The following is an 18,061-nucleotide window of genomic DNA, read 5'->3' on the forward strand; positions in this document are numbered from 1 at the left end:
GGACGCCTTGGCCCCGGAATTCTTCGCCGCACGGTCGTTGGCCACGCGACTCACGGCCCGACGGCGCGGATCTGGATCGGCGCGTAGGCGCCGTCCTGGCGCAGCAGGATCTGGCCCTCGCGGGCGAGTTCCAGCACCGCCGAGAGCGAGGAGGCGCGCACGGTGGCGCGGCGCTTCGGGTCGGCGAGGTACTGGGCGAGGTAGGAATCGAGATCAGTCCAGTCGTCCCGCGGGCCGATCAGCCGCTCGAGGGCATTCCTCGCATCGACCAGCGACCAGACGCTGCGCGGCGGCAAGGTCACCTGGGCCCGCGCCCGCTCCTGGCGCTGGCGGGCATAGGCCGCGATCAGGTCGTGCAGGGTGACCGCGAAGGAACCCGGAGCGGTGGTCGCGGGCTCGGGCGGCAGGGCACCGCGGGCGAACACGTCGCGCCCGAGCTGGGCCCGCTCGGAGAGCATCAGGGCGGCGGCGCGGATCGCTTCCAGGCGGCGCAGGCGCAGGCCCAGCGCCTCGGCGAGGTCGCCGGCGGCGGGTTCGGGGCCGCGGGGCGGCGCCGGCAGGAGCAGGCGCGACTTCAGGTAGGCGAGCCAGGCCGCCATCACGAGATAATCCGCCGCCAGTTCCAGGCGCAGGCGGCGTGCCTCGTCGATGAAGGCGAGGTACTGCTCGACCAGGGCCAGGATCGAGATCCGGGAGAGGTCGACCTTCTGGCGCCGGGCGAGTTCGAGGAGGAGGTCGAGAGGGCCTTCGAATCCGTCGACATCGACGACGAAACCCGCGCCGTCGCCGGCCTCCGCAGGCTCCTCGAATGTCTCGGTCATCTCAGAGCCTGCTCGAGTCGTATCTTCCACTAAATACCGGATGAAACCAGGATCATCCTACCCTTAACCTCATCCTGAGGTGCTGCCGCTTGCGGCAGCCTCGAAGGAGGGCTCCGGAAATCGCCGTCGCCTCTGGAATCCTCCTTCGAGGTCAGTCGATCTTCGATCGACTAACACCTCAGGATCAGGTGGGAGGGTAGGATATCTCCTCCTCACCACTGCATTTTGCCAGTCGAATACACTCGAAACGGGCATTCAGGCCGCGGCCGCGAGCCCGGCATCGAGGCGGGCGCGGGCCTCGGCCGGATCGAACGCGGCTTGCGCCGGGCTCAGGCGGGCCAACGCGGCCTCGGCCCGGCGCAGGGCCTCGCCGGAGAGCACGGGGCTCTCGGCGACCACCTCCTCCATCTCGGAGCGATCGCCGTTGCAGTGCAGGCCGATGTCGCAGCCGGCCTGGAAGGCGGCGGCGGCGCGCGCGCGGAAGCTGCCGGACAGGGCGTTCATCGACAGGTCGTCGGTCATCAGGAGGCCGTCGAACCCGATGCGGCCGCGCACGATCTCGCGGATGATCGTCGCCGAGGTGGTGGCCGGGCTCTCCGGATCGAGGGCGCGGAACACGACGTGGGCCGACATCGCCATCGGCAGGTCGGCGAGCGCCCGGAAGGGCCGGAAATCGTGCCCGTCGAGGTCGTCCAGGCTCGCCTCGACCACCGGCAGGGCGTGGTGGCTGTCGGCGCCGGCGCGGCCATGGCCGGGCATGTGCTTGATCACCGGCAGTACGCCGCCGGCCATCAGCCCCTCGGCCACCGCACGCCCGAAGGCTGCGACCACGGCCGGATCGGTACCGTAGGCCCGGTCTCCGATCACGTCGTGGGCGCCCGGCACCGGCACGTCGAGGACCGGCGCGCAATCGACGTTGATGCCGACCTGGGCGAGGTCGTGGGCCATCAGGCGGGCGCCGAGGCGGGCGAGCGCCGGCCCGCCCTCGGGGCCGCCGGCGCGCAGGTAGGCGCGGCCGGACGGATAGGCCTGCCAGTGCGGCCGCGTCAGGCGCTGCACCCGGCCGCCCTCCTGGTCGATCAGGATCGGGGCGTCGGCCCGCCCGACGGTCTCGCGGAGCGACGCCGTGAGGGCGCGGACCTGCTCGGGGGTCTCGACGTTGCGCTTGAACAGGATGAAGCCCCAGGGCTGCACCGCACGGAAGAAGGCGGCCTCCTCGGGGCTCAAGGTCGGTCCGGCGCAGCCGAGGATCAGGGCAAGGGTCATCGACGGCGGCTCTCGTCGGTTGGAAGAAAACGGTCGCACGGTCCCCGCCGGCGCCGATGCGGGCGCCGATCGAACGGGAATCGCAGGCGGAAAGAACGTCGAATTGCGGCGATTCGCCGGCTCGCGGCTGTCGCCGCGGTGCCACGGCCGGGAGGTTTTCGGGGCGCGGCCCGTCGAGCGCCGATGCCCGACGCGCCTTGCGACCTCAGTTCTTGGCGACGAAGCAGGCGGCGCCCGAGGCCTTGAGCTTGCCGCACAAGCCGTCGGCGCTCTCCTTCGACATCGGCCCGACGCGGACCCGATAGATCGACTTGCCGTTGACCTCGGCTTGGCGGATCAGCGGCGACTGGCCGCCGAGGACGGCGCCGTAGCGCTCCTGGGCCTGCCGGAAGGCGATCTCGGCCTCCTTCTCGGTGGCACGCACTGAGAGCTGCACAGAGAATCCGCCGACCGGCGTCTGCGGCGAGGGCATCGCCTGGGTGGTGGTCGGCGGCTCGGCCGAAGCCACGCGCTGGACCGGCTTCGGCCGCGCCGGCTCGGCGGCCGGCGTCTCGGCGACGGGCGCCGGGGTGGCTAGCGTCATCGGGATCGCCCGCGGGCCGCGCGGCGTGACCGGGGCCGGGGTCGAGCCGGTCGCCTCGGTCGGCAGGGTCATGGTCGGGATCGGCGAGGCCGGCGCCTGCTGCTCGGCGGCGGCCTGCGCCGCGGCCTGGGCGGCGCGCTGGGCCTCGGCCGGCGACGGCTCGGGCCGGACCGAGACGGTCCGCACCCGGCGCGGCTCGCCGAGGGAATCGGTCAGGGGGTTGCCCGGCGTGGCGGGCGGAGCCGAGGCGCCTGCCTCGGCGGCGAGCGAGCGCGCCGCCTGCTTCACGTCGAGGGGCTGCTCCTCGCGGTTGACGATGCGGATCTGGCCGGCATCCTTCGCGGGCGCCGTGGCGGTGCGCTCGTAGATCTGCTTGTTCTGGTCCGGGATCTCGACGCCGCCGGCATTCTGCGGCGCGACCTTGAGCGGCGCCTGGTCGGCCATCACCAGGATCGGCGCGCCGGAGCGGCTGTGGTGGAAGGCCTTCCAGGTCAGCGCGCCGCCGATGGAGGCCGCCACGATGCCGAGCGCCGTGCCGACCAGCGCAATGCGCCGGCGGCCCCGGGGCCGCGGCTCGGGGTTCTCCGCCGGCTCCGGCGCGCCGGGCGCCGGCTCGGAATCGATCTCGCGGTCCACCGCGGCGAGGTACTGGTTGAAGGCGCCGGCCGGGGTGTGCGCCGGCGCGGGGCCGGGCTCCGGCATCGGGGCGCCCAAGGTCGGCTCGCCGCGGGTGGCCGACAGGGCGGGGCCCGGCGCCTCGCCGTAATGCGGCATCACCGGCTCGACGCGGCCGCGCGACTCGGTGCGGCTCGCCTCCTTGGCTTCCTTGGCCTCGAGCAGGGCGCGGAACGGATCGTCCTGGCCGACGATGCGGGCGAGTTCGGCGAGCGGATCGGGCCGGGCGCCTTGGCGCGCCTGGTCCTGGCGGGCGTTGGCCGGCTGCCGATCCTGCTCGTAGCCGTCGTAATCGACGGGAACCCGGGAAGCATTGGTCGTCATGGCAGCACCATCCTGTTCGCCCTCGCGTCACCTCGCCGTGCATCGGGCCCGGTTCGGCGGCACCGGCCGCCGAATCCCCATATGGGACGGGCGGCCGTCAGATCCCATCGCTCGCATCCCGTCGCGGCGCCGCCTCACGGCGTGCCGCGACGTCAGGTCGCGTTCCGGTCTCGGGCGGTGCCTCAGCGCATCTCGTCGGGCGCGCCGACGCCGAGGATCCCGAGATTGGACGCGACCACCCCCTTGAGGGCGGCGACGAGGGCCAGCCTCGCCTCGGTGGACTTTCTGTCGTTTTGATTAACAAACCGTAATTGCGGCAAGTCTTTGCCCTTGTTCCAGAAACTATGGAACGCGCTCGCCAGCTCGTAGAGGTGGAAGGCGATGCGGTGCGGCTCGTGGGCGGCGGCGGCCGCCTCGATCACCCGCGGCACCTGGGCGATCAGGCGCATCATCTCGAGCTCGCCCGAATCGGTCAGGCCCGACAAATCGGCCCCCGCCAGGGCAGACGGCGCCAGGTCGAGATCGGGGAAGGCCTCGCGGGCCTGGCGGAACACCGAGGCCGCCCGGGCATGCGCGTACTGGACGTAGAAGACCGGGTTGTCCTTCGACTGCTCGACCACCTTGGCGAGGTCGAAATCGAGGGTCGCGTCGTTCTTGCGGTACAGCATCATGAACCGCACGGGGTCGCGCCCGACCTCGTCGATCACCTCGCGTAAGGTGACGAACTCGCCGGCGCGCTTCGACATCTTCACCGGCTCGCCGCCGCGCAGGAGGCGCACCAGCTGGCACAGCTTGACGTCGAGCGCCGCCTTCCCGTCGGAGACCGCCTTCACCGCCGCCTGCATCCGCTTGACGTAGCCGCCATGGTCGGCGCCGAGCACGTCGATCAGCTCGACCGCACCGCGCTCGACCTTGGAGCGGTGATAGGCGATGTCCGAGGCGAAGTAGGTGAAGCTGCCGTCCGACTTGAGCAGCGGCCGGTCGATGTCGTCGCCGAAGGCGGTCGCGCGGAACAGGGTCTGCTCGCGGTCCTCCCAATCCTCCGGCAGCTGGCCCTTGGGCGGGGGCAGGCGGCCCTCGTAGACCAGGCCCTTCGCCCGCAGGTCGGCGATCAGCGCCGCGACCGCGCCGCCCTCGCCGCCGGCCTGGAGGGTGCGCTCGGAGAAGAACACGTCGTGGTGGATGCCGATCGCCGCCAGATCCTCGCGGATCCGGTCCATCATCCGGTCGATGGCGAAGTCGCGCACCAGCGGCAGCCACTCGGAATCGGGCTTGTCGCGCAGCGTCTCGCCGTATTGCGCCTTCAAGGCCTCGCCGACGGGCACGAGGTAGTCGCCCGGATAGAGGCCGTCCGGGATCGTGACCGTCTCGCCGAGCGCCTCGCGGTAGCGCAGGAAGGCCGAGCGGGCGAGCACGTCGACCTGGGCGCCGGCATCGTTGATGTAGTACTCGCGCGTCACGTCGCGGCCGGCGGCGACCAGGAGGTTCGCCAGCGCGTCGCCGAACACCGCGCCGCGGCCGTGGCCGACATGCATCGGCCCGGTCGGGTTGGCCGAGACGTACTCGACGTTGACCCCGCCGGGGACCGGCGCGCCGCGCCCGTAGGCCTCGCCCTCGCGCAGGACCGCCCGGACCACCTCGGCGTAGATGGCGGGATCGAGCCGCAGGTTGATGAAGCCCGGTCCGGCGACGCTGGCTTCCGTCACCCGGGGATCCGTGCGCAGGTCGGCGGCGAGCGCCTCGGCGAGCGCCTTCGGGTTGGTGCGCGCTTCCTTTGCCAGCACCAGGGCGGCGTTGGTGGCGAGGTCGCCGTGGCTCGGGTCGCGCGGCGGCTCGACCACCACGCGGGCACGGTCCAGCCCCTCCGGCAGGGTGCCGGCGCGGGTGAGCGTCTCGAGCGCCTCGCCGATGCGGGCCTCGAAGGCGGCGAAGATGTTCATGCGTTGACCAGTTCTGCAAAGTTCGGGCCGGATCCGGTCGCGGGACCGTGACCGGCGCGCCGGGCTCTTCTCACGCCGGGGCGGGCGGCTGCAAGCGGGGCGGCAAGGGACGCCCTCTTCGATATGAAAGCAAAGCGCTTCCCCTCCCCCTTGTGGGGAGGGGCTAGGGGTGGGGGTGGTGCAGGATTGAGTGCCGAGCCCTACGCGGCACCACCCCCACCCCTGACCCCTCCCCACAAGGGGGAGGGGAAAGCGCCTACCTTTTCAAGGAGTTGAATTAAAAGACCGACACGCGACCACCCGCGCGGTCCGCCGAACACCCCCGTTCACTCCCTTGTCGCCGCAGGGCCGATGCTGCAAAGCGTCCTCACGTCACCGGCCGGATTCGCCGGCCCTGCAGAGACAGAACGATTCGGACCACGCCATGCACGACATCCGGGCCATCCGCGACAACCCGGCCGCCTTCGACAAGGGCCTGACGAGCCGCGGGCTGGAGCCGCTTTCGGAGGAGCTGATCGCCCTCGACGACGCGCGCAAGGCCGCGATCTCGGCGGCGCAGGGCGCGCAGGAGAAGCGCAACGCCCTGTCGAAGGAGATCGGCGCGGCCAAGAAGGCGAAGGACGAGGCGCGGGCGCAAGAGCTGATGGCCGAGGTCGCCCGGCTGAAGGAAGAGGCGCCGGCCCTCGACGCGGCCGCCGATGCGGCGGGCAAGGCGCTCTCCGAGCGCCTGTCGGCGATTCCCAACATCCCGGGCCCCGACGTGCCGGAGGGCCGCGACGAGCACGGCAACGTCGAGAAGAGCCGGTTCGAGGGCCGCGGCCTCAGCGAGGACGGCCGCCAGCATTTCGAGCTCGGCGAGGCCATGGGCCTGATGGATTTCGAGACCGCGGCGAAGCTCTCGGGCTCGCGCTTCGTGGTGCTCAAAGGTCAGATCGCCCGGCTGGAGCGGGCGCTCGGCCAGTTCATGCTCGACCTGCATACGGGCGAGCACGGCTATACCGAGGTGGTGCCGCCGCTTCTCGTGCGCGACGAGGCGATGTTCGGCACGGCGCAATTGCCGAAGTTCCGCGACGATCAGTTCGCCGCCGTCCAGGGCTCGCCCGAGATGGCGCAGGAGAGCGGTGCGCCGAATCGCTGGCTGATCCCGACCGCGGAAGTGCCGCTCACCAACCTCGTGCGGGAATCGATCCTCTCCGAGGACGAGCTGCCGCTCCGCTTCACCGCCCTCACGCCCTGCTTCCGGGCCGAGGCCGGGGCGGCGGGCCGCGACACCCGCGGCATGCTGCGCCAGCACCAGTTCAGCAAGGTGGAGCTCGTCTCGATCACCGCGCCCGAGCGCTCGGCCGAGGAGCACGACCGGATGCTGGCTTGCGCCGAGGCCGTGCTGAAGCGCCTCGACATCCCGTTCCGGGTCGTCACGCTCTGCACCGGCGACATGGGCTTCGCCTCGACCAAGACCTACGACATCGAGGCCTGGCTGCCCGGCCAGAAGACCTATCGCGAGATCTCGTCCTGCTCGGTCTGCGGCGATTTCCAGGCCCGCCGGATGGAGGCGCGCTACCGCCCGAAGGAGGGCAAGGGCGTCCATTACGTCCACACCCTCAACGGCTCGGGCGTCGCGGTCGGCCGCGCGCTCATCGCCGTGATGGAGAACTACCAGAACCCCGACGGCAGCATCACGGTCCCGTCGGCCCTCGCGCCCTACATGGGCGGCCTCACCCGCATCGAAGGACACCGGTGATGCGCATTCTCGTCACCAACGACGACGGCATCCACGCGCCGGGCCTGCGCTGCCTGGAGGACATCGCCCGCGAACTCTCGGACGACGTCTGGGTCGTCGCGCCGGAGACCGACCAGAGCGGCGTGTCGCACTCGCTGTCGCTCAACGATCCCCTGCGCCTGCGCCAGGCCGGCGAGAAGCGCTTTGCGGTGAAGGGCACGCCCTCCGACTGCATCATCATGGGCATCCGCCACCTGTTGAAGGATCACGGACCGGACCTCGTGCTCTCGGGCGTCAACCGCGGCCAGAACGTCGCCGAGGACGTGACCTATTCGGGCACCATCGCGGGTGCCATGGAGGCGACGATCCTCGGCGTGAAGGCGATCGCGCTGAGCCAGGCCTACGGCATCGGCGGGCGGGCCAACGTGAAGTGGCACACCGCCGCCCATCACGGCGCCGCGGTGGTCCGGCGGGTCCTGGAGGTCGGGATCGAGCCCGGCATCCTGGTCAACGTCAACTTCCCGGATTGCGAGCCCGAGGACGTGAAGGGCATCGCGGTGGCGGCGCAGGGCGTGCGCAATCAGGCGCTGCTCTCGATCGACGAGCGGGTCGATGGGCGCGGCAACCCGTATTTCTGGCTCGCCTTCGCCAAGGCGCGGTTCGAGCCGGGCCACGGCACCGACCTGAAGGCGATCGCCGACGGCAACATCTCGATCACCCCCCTGCGCCTCGACCTCACCGACGAGCCGACGCTGACGCGCTTCGCCCAAGCCTTCACATGAGTGCCTTCAAGTGAGTGCCTTCGCGTGACCGACGAGAGCGAGCCGGACGCCTCCGGACCTGACGGTGCCGGGGAATCGTCCGGCGCGGTCGAGACCGCGGCCTTCGTGCTGGGCCTGCGCGCCCGCGGGGTGCGCGACGCCGCGGTGCTCGGCGCGATGGAGCGGGTGCCGCGGGAGGCCTTCGCGCCGCTCGCCTTCCGCGACCTGGCGCGCCGCGACATCGCCCTGCCGCTGCCCTGCGGCCAGACCATGACGGCGCCGAGCGTCATCGCCACGATGCTGGCGGCGCTCAACGTGCAGGGCGCCCGGGTGCTCGAGATCGGCACCGGCTCGGGCTACGCCACGGCCCTGCTGCTGCGTCTCGGGGCCGCCGAGGTGGTCAGCCTGGAGCGCTACGCCACGCTCGCCCGCAACGCCCGCTCGCGCCTCGACGCGCTCGGCTTCGGCGCCGCGATGGTCGGCCTCGCCGATGGCTGCGCCCCGCCGGAGGAGGCCGGCAGCTTCGACCGCATCCTGGTCAACGGTTCGCTCCGCGACGTGCCCGCAACGCTGATCGAGCGCCTGAACCCGGGCGGGCGCCTCGTCGGGGCGATCGGCACGCCGGCCGGCCCCCGCCTCGTCGCCATCGCGCAGGAGGCCGACGGCCCGTGGCGGCAGGTGCGCGAGACGCCCCTGCGCATCGCTCCGCTGACCCCGGGCCTGGCGGCCGTGCTCTGACGCACCCGCCCGACCCTCGACCTATCTAGGCCGGAATCCGGCCCTCAGGGTGAAGCCCCGACGCCGCCCCGAAACGGAAGCTTAACCTGAATCCGCTTTGAATCCACCTCATACGGTTGCGTGGATGTACGGGTGCGTCGATGCCGGAACGCGGGACAGGCAAGGGGATGCGGGCGCTGTCGCGCTTCGCCCTCATCGGGCTGATCGGGGGCGCGTCTGCGGCCTGCAGCACCGATGCGGTGCGGCTCGACCCGTTCTCGAACCCGTTCTCATCGAGTGCGAGCGGGGATCCGGGTGCCACCGGCAGCCTTCCCGACGCGGGGGCGGTGGCGCCGGCGGTGCGCTCGACGCCGATCCAGTCGCGGCCGCTCTCGGCCCCGCTGGCGGCCGCGCCGCTGTCGAACCGCCAGGTCTCGGCGCCGGTGCTGACGCCCCGCGTCGCGGCTGCGGCCCCGGTGACCGGCGGCCCGGCCGGCTGGTCGGCCGCGGGCGGCACCACCATCACGGTCGGCGCCAATGACAGCCTGAACCAGATGTCGACCCGCTTCGGCGTGCCCGCCGCCGCGATCCTCCAGGCCAACGGCCTGTCGAGCGCCGCGCAGGTCACCGCCGGCCGCCAGATCGTGATCCCGGTCTATCACGCCAACGGCGCACCGGCGATGAGCGCCCGCGCCGTGCCGGCCGCGCCCGCCCCCGGATTCCGGTTGCCGAGACCCGTCCGGCCGAGCCGGTGCGCCGGGTCGCCGAGGTCGCGCCCCGGCCCGAGCCCGTCCGCCGCGAGCCCCCGCGGCGCGAGCCCGAGCCGGAGCCGGCCCCCGAGCCGGTCCGCAAGGTCCGTCCGGGCCAGGCCGAGGCGAAGCCCGTGGCGCCCGCCGCCGCCGAACGCGCCGCCAAGCTCAACTCGCGCAAGCCCGAGCCGCGCGAGGAGGAGCGGGTCGCCGCCAAGCCGCAGCGGCCTGAGCCGAAGCCCGTCGCCAAGGTGGCCGCGCGCCAGCAGGACGACGAGGATGAGACGGTGGCGGCCAAGCCGCACAAGCCGGAGCCGAAGGCCGCCGCCAAGGCCGAGCACAAGCCCGAGCCGAAGAAGGTGGAGGCGAAGAAGCCCGAGCCGCAGGTCGCCGAGAAGGTGAAGCCCGAGGTCAGGAAGGTCGCCGAGGCGGTCAAGCCCGAGCCGAAGAAGCCCGAGCCCAAGAAGGCGGAGGTGAAGCAGGCCGAGGTGAAGAAGCCGGAGCCCAAGGTCGCCGAGGCGCCCAAGCCCGAGCCCAAGAAGGTCGCGGAGGTGAAGCCCGCGCCGAAGCCCGAGCCGGTGAAGCCGGTGAAGGTCGCGGCCCTGCCCGAGAAGGCGCCCGAGCCGGCCCCGGCTCCGGCCGTCGCCCCGGCGGCGCCCGCGCCCGATCCGCAATCGAGCTTCCGCTGGCCGGCCCGCGGCCGGGTGATCTCCGGTTACGGCTCGAGCGGCAACGAAGGCATCAACATCGCGGTGCCCGAGGGCACCCCGGTGAAGGCGGCAGAGGAGGGCACGGTGGCCTATGCCGGCAGCGACGTGAAGGGCTACGGCAAGCTGGTGCTGGTGCGCCACTCCAACGGCTACGTCTCGGCCTACGCCCATAACGGCGAGATCGACGTGCGCCCCGGCGAGAAGGTGAAGCGCGGCCAGACCATCGCCAAGTCCGGCGCGTCGGGCAACGTCACCTCGCCGCAGCTCCACTTCGAGATCCGCAAGGGCGCGACCCCGGTCGATCCGGTGCCGCACCTGGCGAGCAACTGACATTCGATCAGGCTGAGAGGGGAGGCGGGGCGCGCGAGCGTCCCGCTTTTTCGTGTTCAGGGTCGGCTCGAGAGTTCCCCTGGAAACTCGTGCGCGCCCGATCGTGTCCACAACCTCATCCTGAGGTGCGACCAACGGGAGCCTCGAAGGAGGGCTCCAGTTCGCTCGGAGACTTCTGGAGCCCTCCTTCGAGGTCAGTCGATCTTCGATCGACCAACACCTCAGGACGAGGTCGCGGGTGGGATATGACGATGTCTGCGCGTCTGAGGATCTTCAGTCCAGCCGCTGCCCCAGCCGCCCGGCGAGATCCTGGATGTACTGGAACGCCGTCCGGCCCGACCGCGCCCCGCGGGTGGTCGACCATTCCAGCGCCTCGGCCCGCAGCCGCTCCGGTTCGAGCGTGAGTCCGTAGCGCGCCACGTAGGCGTCGATCATCGCCAGGTACTCGTCCTGGGTGCATTTGTGGAAGCCGAGCCAGAGGCCGAACCGGTCCGACAGCGAGACCTTCTCCTCCACCGCCTCGCCCGGGTTGATCGCCGTCGAGCGCTCGTTCTCCATCATGTCGCGGGGAAGCAAGTGGCGCCGGTTCGAGGTGGCGTAGAAGATCACGTTGTCGGGCCGGCCCTCGATGCCGCCGTCGAGCGCCGCCTTGAGCGACTTGTACGAGGTATCCTCGGCATCGAAGGACAGGTCGTCGCAGAACACCACGAAGCGGTGCGGGTCCGGCCGCAGCCAGCCCATCAGGGCCGGCAGGCCCTCGATGTCCTCGCGGTGGATCTCGACCAGCTTCAGCGGCCGTTTGATCGACAGCGCATCGAGCTTGGCGTTGATCTCGGCATGGACCGCCTTGACCAGCGACGACTTGCCCATGCCGCGGGCGCCCCAGAGCAGGGCGTTGTTGGCCGGCAGGCCGCGGGCGAAGCGCTCGGTGTTGTCGAACAGGATGTCGCGCATCCGGTCGATGCCGCGCAACAGGCCCATCTCGACCCGGTTGACCCGCGGCACCGGCTGGAGCCGGCCTTCCGGCTGCCACACGAAGGCGTCGGCCGCCGCGAAGTCGGGGCCGGGGCGCGCCGGCGGGGCGCTGCGCTCCAGGGCCGCGGCGATGCGCAGCAGGACGGGAAGCAGGTCGGTCTCGGACGGGGAGGGGGGTGTCGGGTCGGTCATCGCGGGTAAACGGGCTCCTTGCGCAGGGGCGGACGTGCGGGTGGCGCCTCTTAATCCCAAGCCCCACGGGCGAAAACCCCGAGGCGCCACGGACGAAACCCCGCCGGGATCGGACGGGAGAGAGCCGGTCCCCGACGTTGCTTTCGGGTCGTCCGTGGCTATAGTCCGCGCGCTTTTGCAAGGCCGGCGGGGACCCGCCCGGCCCGTTTTCGTCTTGTTCGGGAGACCTCGAGAGTGATCACGCCCGCCTTCGCGCAGGGAGCCGGGATGTCCGGCGGCACGGACATCCTCGTGCAGGTCGTCCCCTTCATCCTGATCTTCGTGATCATGTACTTCCTGATCCTGCGCCCGCAGCAGCGCCGCGCCAAGGAGCACCAGGACATGATCAAGAACGTGCGCCGCGGCGACACCGTGGTGACCACCGGCGGCATCGTCGGCCGGGTCACCAAGGTGACCGAGGCCCCGGAGATCGAGGTCGAGATCGCCCCGAACGTCAACGTCAAGGTCGTCCGCGGCATGATCTCCGAGGTCCGGGCCAAGGGCGAGCCGGTCAAGGCCGCCTGAGACTTCGCCTGACGCAAGGGAGAGGCCCGGACGAAGGCGCCGGGCCGCCCTATCTCACACATTCGAGACCGGTTGGGACGCCGCGGATGCTCCGTATTTCCACCACGAAGGCCGTCGCGACGCTCGCCGTGATCCTGGTCGGCCTGATGCTCGCCGTGCCGAGCTTCTTCACGGCCGAGCAGCGCAAGGGCTTCATCGCCGGGCTGCCGTCCTGGTTCCCGACCTGGATCGTGCCGACCCGCGCCATCGTGCTCGGCCTCGACCTCCAGGGCGGTTCGCAGATCGTGCTCGAGGTCGACCGCAACGACCTCGCGCGGAGCATGGCCGAGGGCCTGCGCGACGACGTGCGCCAGGCGCTGCGCGAGGCCGGTGTGCAGGCCTCCGGCGGGATCCAGCTGCTGCCCCGCGGCGTGCAGCTGCGCATCACCGACGAGGCCGCCCGCGCCAAGGCGATTCCGAAGCTGCAGGCCCTGTCGCAGCCGGTCACCGACGCGACCCTGGGCCAGACCGGCGCCCGCACCCTCGACCTGCGCGAGGAGCCGAACGGCCTGATCCAGCTCGCCTTCTCCGATGCCGGCTTCAACGCCCGGGTGCGCCGCGCGGTGACCCAGGCGATCGAGGTGATCCGCCGCCGCGTCGATCTCGGCGGCACCACCGAGCCGTCGATCCAGCAGCAGGGCGCCGACCGCATCCTGGTCCAGGTCCCGGGGCTCCAGGACCCGGCCCGGCTCGAGGAGCAGCTCGGCAAGACCGCCAAGCTCACCTTCCGCATGCTCGCCGACAGCCCGGCCGGCGACGTCGACATGCTGCCCTCCAAGGACGCCAACGGCCAGAAGGTGCCGGTGGAGCGCCGGGTGCTCGCCGACGGCGCCGACCTGACCGACGCCCAGCCGGGCTTCGACCAGAAGTCGAACGAGCCGATCGTCAACTTCAAGTTCAACCTGCGCGGCGCGCAGAAATTCGGCCAGGCGACGAGCGAGAATGTCGGCCGGGCGCTGGCGATCGTCCTCGACAACGAGGTCGTGTCGGCCCCCCGCATCCTGCAGCCGATCACCGGCGGGCAGGGCCAGATCTCGGGCCGGTTCACGGTCCAGCAGGCCAACGACCTCTCGGTGCTGCTGCGCGCCGGCGCCCTGCCGGCCAAGCTCACCGTGATCGAGCGCCGGACCGTCGGCCCGGGCCTCGGCCGCGACTCGATCGAGGCCGGCAAGAACGCCACCATCGTGGCGACGATCCTCGTCGTCGTGCTGATGTTCGCGGCCTACGGCGTGTTCGGCCTGTTCGCCAACATCGCGCTGCTGGTCCATGTCGGCCTGATCCTCGGCCTGATGTCGGTGCTGGAGGCCACGATGACGCTGCCGGGCATCGCCGGCATCGTGCTCACCATCGGCACCGCGGTCGACTCCAACGTGCTGATCTACGAGCGCGTGCGCGAGGAGGTGCGGGCCGGCCGCTCGATCCCCTCGGCGCTGCAGGCGGGCTTCGACCGCGCCTTCGCCACCATCGTGGATTCCAACTCCACCATGGCGATCGCCGCGGTGATCCTGTTCTTCCTCGGCTCGGGGCCGGTGCGCGGCTTCGCGGTGGTGTTCATCCTCGGCATCCTGACCACGGTCATCACCGCCGTGACCCTGACCCGTATGATGATCGCCCTGTGGTACCAGCGCCTGCGGCCCAAGACCCTGCCGATCTAAGGCTTCGACGGGCGGTCCTCGCGACCGCCCGGACCTGCGCTGCGCTCCGAGGGGCGCGCCGACACACCCTTTTCGAGACCGACGATGCGCCTCCTCCGCCTCTGGCCCGACGAATCCCACTTCGACTTCATGCGCCTGCGGCGCTTCAGCTTCCCGCTCTCGGCCTTCATCTCGGTCGCCACGGTGGTGCTGTTCCTGCAGGTCGGGCTCAATTTCGGCATCGACTTCAAGGGCGGCACCCTGGTCGAGCTGCGGCCGAAGGCCGGCGTGACCTCCGATGTCGGCGCGGTGCGCCACACCGCCAACGATTTCGGCTTCGGCGAGACCGAGGTGCAGGAGCTCGGCCAGGGCTCGATCTCGGTGCGCTTCCCGCTCCAGGCCGGCGGCGAGACCGGGCAGACCCTGGTGATGCAGAAGGCGCACGCCGCCTTCGACAAGGATTACGCCTTCGATCGCGTCGAGACCGTCGGTCCCCGCGTCTCGGGCGAGCTGGTCCAGTCGGGCACGATCGGTGTCGTGCTCTCGGTCGTGGCGGTGCTGCTCTACCTGTGGTTCCGGTTCGAGCGGGAACTGGCGCTGGGCGCCATCGTCGGCACCCTGCACGACATCGTCATCACGGTCGGGCTGTTCGTCATCACGCGCATCGAGTTCAACATGACCTCGATCGCCGCGATCCTCACCATCGTGGGCTACTCGCTCAACGAAACCGTGGTGGTGTTCGACCGCACCCGCGAGCTGATGCGGCGCTACAAGACCATGCCGACCGAGGAGCTGCTCAACCTCTCGATCAACTCCACCATGTCGCGCACGGTGATGACCGCCATGTCGACGGCCCTGTCGCTGCTCGCCCTGGTGCTGTTCGGCGGCGAGGCGATCAAGGGCTTCTCGGTGGTGATGCTGGCCGGCGTGGTGATCTGCACCTATTCGGCGATCTTCGTCTCGACCCCGTTCCTGATCTATATCGGGCTCCAGGCCGGCGGCAGCCGGACGCAGGCGCGCGACACCTCGGCCCTGCCACAGGCGGCCGAGTAGGTGGCGGCTCCCGAGCGCCAGCAGGACGGCTTCGTCCCGGGCCGTTACCCGATCGACGCCTATGGCGGCGGCGGCTTCCGCTTCGCCGAGATGTCGCATCGCGGCTCGATCCTCGCGCTGCCCTCCGGCGTGCGGGCCTGGGAGGTGACCGAGCCCGACGGCATCACGCCGGAGAGCCTGGGCCCCCTCGTCGCCGAGGGCGGCGCGGTGAACCTGCTGCTGCTGGGCACCGGGGCCGAGATCGTGTTCGTACCCGATGCCTTGCGCCGGTTCCTCAAGGAGGCCGGCATCGGCCTCGACGTGATGCAGACCGGCGCGGCGGCCCGGACCTACAACATCCTGATGGCCGAGAACCGCAAGGTCGCCGCCGCCCTGATCGCGGTGCCATGAACCGAATGTCGTGAGCCGAGTTTCATGAGCCAGCCCGAGACGCGGGATCCGGCCTGGGCCTACGCCCATTGCGAATCCCTGGTGCGGGCCGGCGACCCGGACCGCTGGTATGCCAGTCTCTACGCCCCGGCCGAGATGCGCCCGCATCTCCACGCGCTCGCCGCCTTCAGCCTGGAGGTGGCGCGGGTGCGGGAGGCGGTGTCGAGCCCGATGCCGGGCGAGTTGCGCCTGCAATGGTGGCGCGACGCCCTCCAGGGCGAGGCGCGGGGCGACGTGCGGGCGCATCCGGTGGCCGCCGCCCTCGACGATACGCTGGTGAAGGCGCGGCTGCCGCGCCAGCCCCTCGTCGATCTCGTCGATGCCCGGGTCTTCGACCTCTACGACGACCCGATGCCGACGACGAACGACCTCGAAGGCTATTGCGGCGAGACCGCCTCCTGCCTGATCCGCCTCGGCAGCCTGATCCTGGCGAACGGCTCCGAGCCCGGCGGCGCCGCCGCTTCGGGCCATGCCGGCGTCGCCTACGCGGTGACCGGCCTCCTGCGGGCCTTGCCCTGGCACGCCCGCAGCGGCCAGGTCTACCTGCCGGCGGACGTGCTCAAGGCCCACGGCGTCACCCGGGAAGACATCGTGGCGGGCCGCGGCGGGCCGGGCCTGCTCGGCGCCTGCGCCGACATGCGGGCGCTGGTGCGCCGCCACCTCGCGGCCTACGCGGCCGAGCGGGCGAGCATCGCCGCGGTGGCGGCCCCGGCCTTCCTGCCGGTCGCCCTCGTCGAGGCCTATCTCGCGCAGATGGAGCGGCCGGGCTACGACCCGCTGGCGAGCGTGATCGAGGTGCCGAACTGGCGCCGGATCTGGCGGCTGTGGTGGGCGGCGCGGTCGGTCAGGTAGACCCTAAATCTCCATGCCCTCGACGTCATCCCGGGGCTCGGCGCAGCCGAGAACCCGGGATCCATAACCGCTGACGCAGAAGAACAGGGCGGATCGCGTGCCGCCCCAACCTCGACCGTCAGCGGTTATGGATCCCGGGTTCCGCTACGCGGCCCCGGGATGACGCGGACGGTCTGGGATCGTCGGCCCGGACCCGGCACTCCGATCCCACGCTTCATTCGCTGGAGCCGTCCGACGCCTACTCCGCCGCCTCGGCCGGCAAAGGCTCCGGCGCCTCGCCGAGCCATTCGCCGAGCGCGGCCCGGGCCCGGTCGGTCATCGCGCGCTTCTTCGCCTGCGCCTTTTCCGTGCCGCGCAGGCGCTTGCCGTCGGGGGCCTTCGGCGCCCGGTCGAGTGGCGGGAAGAGGCCGAAATTGACGTTCATCGGCTGGAACGAGCGCGGCGTGCCGGCATCCTCGGCCGAGACATGCCCGCCGGTGATGTGGCCGATGAGGGCGCCCAAAGCCGTGGTGACCGGCAGCGGCTCCAGCGTGCGGCCCTGGCGCTCGGCGGCGGCGAAGCGGCCGGCCATCAGGCCGATCGCGGCGCTCTCGACATAGCCCTCGCAGCCGGTGATCTGGCCGGCGAAGCGCAGGCGCGGCTCGGCCTTGAGCCGCAAGGTCGCGTCGAGGAGGCGCGGGCTGTCGAGGTAGGTGTTGCGGTGAAGGCCGCCCAGACGGGCGAACTCGGCATTCTCGAGGCCCGGAATCGTACGGAAGACCCGCACCTGCTCGGCATGGCGCAGCTTCGTCTGGAAGCCGACCATGTTGTAGAGCGTGCCGAGCGCGTTGTCCTGGCGCAGCTGGACGATGGCGTAGGCCTTGACCGTCGGGTTGTGCGGGTTGGTCAGGCCGAACGGCTTCATCGGCCCGTGGCGCAGGGTCTCGGGGCCGCGCTCGGCCATCACCTCGATCGGCAGGCAGCCGTCGAAATACGGGGTCGAAGCCTCCCATTCCTTGAACGAGGTCTTCTTGCCGTCGATCAGGGCCTGGATGAAGGCGGCGTATTGCTCGCGGTCGAGCGGGCAGTTGATGTAGTCGGCCCCGGTGCCGCCCGGCCCGACCTTGTCGTAGCGGGACTGGAACCAGGCCTTGCCCATGTCGATCGAATCGCGATGCACGATCGGCGCGATGGCGTCGAAGAAGGCGAGCGATTCGGCGCCGGTGAGGCCGCGGATGCCCTCGGCGAGGCCGGGTGCGGTGAGCGGGCCGGTCGCCAGGATCACGCTGTCCCAGGCAGCGGGGGCAGGCCGTCGATCTCCTCGCGGACGAGGGTGACGTTCGGATGGCCTTCCAGCGCCGCGGTGACCGCCCGGGCGAACCCCTCGCGATCCACCGCGAGCGCGCCGCCGGCCGGGACCTGGTTGGCGTCGCCGCAAGCCATGATCAGCGAGCCGAGGCGGCGCATCTCCTGGTGCAGCAGCCCGACGGCGTTCTGCTCCGCGTCGTCGGAGCGGAACGAGTTCGAGCAGACGAGCTCGGCGAGGTCGTGGGTCTGGTGCGCCTCGGTGCCGCGCAGGGGCCGCATCTCGTGCAGCACCACGGGCAGGCCGGCCTCGGCGATCTGCCAGGCCGCTTCGGAACCGGCGAGGCCGCCGCCGACGACGTGAATGGGGTCTGATCCGGACATGACGCGGCATATCGGATCGGGGGCCGTCGATGCAACACCGCCGGGAGCGTGTCGAGGTC

General features: G+C 71.4%; 15 protein-coding genes and 1 pseudogene. 9 read left to right on the forward strand and 7 right to left on the reverse strand.

Translation table 11 applies throughout. From position 1 onward, the window contains the following. Positions 1 to 50 precede the first annotated feature (50 nt). From F1D61_RS10330 to argS, 4 genes are all read right to left on the reverse strand, one after another. The gene (locus F1D61_RS10330) at positions 51 to 821 is read right to left on the reverse strand and encodes a segregation and condensation protein A (RefSeq protein ID WP_203157760.1); all 771 of its coding nucleotides are present in this window, start codon (positions 819 to 821) and stop codon (positions 51 to 53) included. Between the two features lie 255 nt (positions 822 to 1,076). Then, positions 1,077 to 2,087: a beta-N-acetylhexosaminidase gene (gene nagZ, locus F1D61_RS10335; protein ID WP_203157761.1), complete on the reverse strand. Its 1,011-nt coding sequence runs from the start codon at positions 2,085 to 2,087 to the stop codon at positions 1,077 to 1,079. A gap of 205 nt (positions 2,088 to 2,292) precedes the next feature. Beyond that, positions 2,293 to 3,669, reverse strand: a complete 1,377-nt coding sequence (locus F1D61_RS10340) for an SPOR domain-containing protein (RefSeq protein WP_203157762.1) — start codon at positions 3,667 to 3,669, stop codon at positions 2,293 to 2,295. A gap of 182 nt (positions 3,670 to 3,851) precedes the next feature. Next, positions 3,852 to 5,609: an arginine--tRNA ligase gene (gene argS, locus F1D61_RS10345; protein ID WP_203157763.1), complete on the reverse strand. Its 1,758-nt coding sequence runs from the start codon at positions 5,607 to 5,609 to the stop codon at positions 3,852 to 3,854. Between the two features lie 424 nt (positions 5,610 to 6,033). Between argS and serS the strand changes: the two genes are divergently transcribed. From serS to F1D61_RS10360, 3 genes are read left to right on the forward strand one after another with little or no spacing between them, the layout of a single operon-like run. Then, positions 6,034 to 7,350 (forward strand): serine--tRNA ligase, encoded by a 1,317-nt coding sequence (gene serS / locus F1D61_RS10350; RefSeq protein WP_203157764.1) that lies wholly within the window; start codon positions 6,034 to 6,036, stop codon positions 7,348 to 7,350. Further along, entirely contained in the window at positions 7,350 to 8,111 is a 762-nt protein-coding gene (gene surE / locus F1D61_RS10355) for a 5'/3'-nucleotidase SurE (protein ID WP_203157765.1), read from the forward strand. Before serS ends, surE begins: the two co-directional genes overlap by 1 nt. Before the next feature lie 24 nt (positions 8,112 to 8,135). Next, complete coding sequence (locus F1D61_RS10360; protein ID WP_203157766.1) at positions 8,136 to 8,828, forward strand: protein-L-isoaspartate O-methyltransferase family protein; 693 nt, start codon at positions 8,136 to 8,138, stop codon at positions 8,826 to 8,828. Between the two features lie 25 nt (positions 8,829 to 8,853). Here F1D61_RS10360 and F1D61_RS35335 read toward each other — a convergent pair whose 3' ends face one another. Then, positions 8,854 to 9,435 (reverse strand): hypothetical protein, encoded by a 582-nt coding sequence (locus tag F1D61_RS35335; protein WP_246776029.1) that lies wholly within the window; start codon positions 9,433 to 9,435, stop codon positions 8,854 to 8,856. Positions 9,436 to 9,558: 123 nt separating this feature from the next. Between F1D61_RS35335 and F1D61_RS35340 the strand changes: the two genes are divergently transcribed. Continuing rightward, on the forward strand, positions 9,559 to 10,596 hold the full coding sequence (locus tag F1D61_RS35340; protein ID WP_432443241.1) for a peptidoglycan DD-metalloendopeptidase family protein: 1,038 nt from the start codon (positions 9,559 to 9,561) through the stop codon (positions 10,594 to 10,596). Positions 10,597 to 10,869: 273 nt separating this feature from the next. On the opposite strand, the gene F1D61_RS10375 is transcribed toward F1D61_RS35340, so the two are convergent. Continuing rightward, on the reverse strand, positions 10,870 to 11,763 hold the full coding sequence (locus tag F1D61_RS10375) for an ATP-binding protein (RefSeq protein ID WP_203157769.1): 894 nt from the start codon (positions 11,761 to 11,763) through the stop codon (positions 10,870 to 10,872). Positions 11,764 to 11,997: 234 nt separating this feature from the next. Here F1D61_RS10375 and yajC point away from each other — a divergent pair, with 234 nt between their 5' ends. The 5 genes from yajC to F1D61_RS10400 all read left to right on the forward strand — a co-directional run bounded on the left by yajC (position 11,998) and on the right by F1D61_RS10400 (position 16,334). Further along, positions 11,998 to 12,327, forward strand: a complete 330-nt coding sequence (gene yajC, locus F1D61_RS10380) for a preprotein translocase subunit YajC (RefSeq protein ID WP_203157770.1) — start codon at positions 11,998 to 12,000, stop codon at positions 12,325 to 12,327. Between the two features lie 86 nt (positions 12,328 to 12,413). After that, positions 12,414 to 14,021 (forward strand): protein translocase subunit SecD, encoded by a 1,608-nt coding sequence (gene secD, locus F1D61_RS10385; RefSeq protein WP_203157771.1) that lies wholly within the window; start codon positions 12,414 to 12,416, stop codon positions 14,019 to 14,021. A gap of 84 nt (positions 14,022 to 14,105) precedes the next feature. Further along, on the forward strand, positions 14,106 to 15,053 hold the full coding sequence (secF, locus tag F1D61_RS10390) for a protein translocase subunit SecF (RefSeq protein WP_203157772.1): 948 nt from the start codon (positions 14,106 to 14,108) through the stop codon (positions 15,051 to 15,053). Next, positions 15,054 to 15,443: an Mth938-like domain-containing protein gene (locus F1D61_RS10395; RefSeq protein ID WP_246775816.1), complete on the forward strand. Its 390-nt coding sequence runs from the start codon at positions 15,054 to 15,056 to the stop codon at positions 15,441 to 15,443. A 24-nt stretch (positions 15,444 to 15,467) separates the two neighbouring features. Then, positions 15,468 to 16,334, forward strand: coding sequence for a phytoene/squalene synthase family protein (locus tag F1D61_RS10400; protein WP_203157773.1), 867 nt, complete (start codon positions 15,468 to 15,470; stop codon positions 16,332 to 16,334). Between the two features lie 238 nt (positions 16,335 to 16,572). On the opposite strand, the pseudogene trmFO reads toward F1D61_RS10400, so the two are convergent. Then, positions 16,573 to 18,002 (reverse strand): annotated as a pseudogene (trmFO, locus tag F1D61_RS10405) (methylenetetrahydrofolate--tRNA-(uracil(54)-C(5))-methyltransferase (FADH(2)-oxidizing) TrmFO). Between the last annotated feature and the right edge of the window lie 59 nt (positions 18,003 to 18,061).

Origin of the sequence: Methylobacterium aquaticum, from assembly GCF_016804325.1 — a bacterium.
Classification (GTDB): Bacteria; Pseudomonadota; Alphaproteobacteria; order Rhizobiales; family Beijerinckiaceae; genus Methylobacterium; species Methylobacterium aquaticum_C.